The sequence below is a fragment of the Peribacillus sp. NPDC056705 genome, from assembly GCF_043656335.1.
In genome coordinates this window covers 1-1535 of the sequence record NZ_JBHTYI010000164.1, presented here as the reverse complement: position 1 = coordinate 1535, position 1535 = coordinate 1, and the positions used below count along the sequence as shown (strand labels likewise).

The following is a 1535-nucleotide window of genomic DNA, read 5'->3' as shown; positions in this document are numbered from 1 at the left end:
GCAGTATGCATGCAAGGCGGGAACCACAGGATATCGGTATGCAAGAATGGATCAAATTGCATGGTATCAACAAAACTCCAATCGATCAGCTCAACAAGTCGGAAAGTTGCTTCCAAATCCATGGGGACTTTATGATATGGTCGGGAATGTATGGGAATGGTGTTGGGATCTATATGATACTAAACGATATGGGAACTATAGGGTCTTCCGTGGAGGCAGTTGGGCTGAAGTTGAGAACAATTGTGGTTCAACGGTTAGAAGGAAAAGCATGCCTGATTTCAAAATCGATGACCTTGGGTTTAGAATAGCACTTACAAAATCATGAGAAAACGATATCGAACATACCGAAAATGCCTTAAAACTCGCCGTGAGGGCCATCCTGCAAAGGATGGCCCTCAACTTGCCGTTATAGATAGCGCGGTGAACCGTATCACAAGTAGGGCGAAATAATCGTCCTTAACCTCGTGGAGTGCGGAAATGTCATTTTTGATGAATTGAAACTATGCGATCGATCGCTTATCTTCAATGAGCTTTTACAGGCGGTAGTTATGGTCGATTACCCGTTTCCCGACACATCCACTCTCTCCTGTAATCCTTCTACAACTTTAGGGTTTCCAGTCTGTTATATTTAAATACCAACTTTAGTTGTCTTGATTGCGCAGTTGCTAGAATGGTAGATTGAGGAATAGTGATGAATTGAGGTAGAAATAAAGGGTTTAACCCTAAATCGAATGAAGGATGTGCGACTATTCAATGAACGGGGATTCGGGAAGCGAAGGCTGGCGGGTCCGTTGAAATTCCTTCTTCGATTGGATTATTAAAGGTAATCAGTATAGGAGGTAATGCCTTTAGGTATAAAAGCGTGACCCTCCCGGATAGTGTAACCAGTATAGGGGATAGGGCGTTTATTGTGCGCGTTGCTTGTCGTTTATTCCCCTTTTTTACTGAGTACAACTTTAGTAGGATTTAAATCTCCTATTATTCGACTATGTTGCTTAGATAGAGTTGAATAATAGGAGGTTTTTGGTGTGGAGACAATATACAGATAGTAAGAACAACAATTCATAGTTTGAGCTTATGAGGTGAAAGGGGATCAATATGAAGGTAGTATTTAGTCGTTTACTAGTCGCTGTTATGATATTCACATTAATTGGAGGCACAGCCGCAGAGGCTGCTGGAATTCAAAGCGAGCCGTCCTTGGCTGACAGCCATGAAGCTCTGTCAAGAGTATCGGTATTTGCAGGAAACGGTGATTTTAACGATTGGGATGGAGCGGCATCAGAGGCCTCTTTTCGTATGCCTCAGGGAATCGCTGTCTTAAAGGATGGTTCTGTGCTTGTAGCGGATACCCGTAATCATCTCATCCGCCAAGTTAAGAATGGAGAGGTTTCTACTTATGCGGGCTTCATGCTTGATGCGGGGGATGATGGGGTTCCCGTTGGCGCTTCGCACGACGGTACTAAGGAAACGGCAGTGTTCAATGAACCTTCAGGCATGGACACGGATTTATACGGAAATATTTACATAACAGACAC

At 43.5% G+C, this 1535-nt stretch carries 1 protein-coding gene and 1 pseudogene; both read left to right on the top strand.

Annotated elements, in window-relative coordinates; genetic code table 11:
* Positions 1-325 (top strand): formylglycine-generating enzyme family protein (locus ACFRAK_RS28540; RefSeq protein ID WP_394573122.1); only part of this gene is annotated, 325 nt, incomplete at its 5' end.
* Positions 326-1098: 773 nt separating this feature from the next.
* Positions 1099-1535, top strand: a pseudogene (locus ACFRAK_RS28535) (stalk domain-containing protein); the annotation flags it as partial.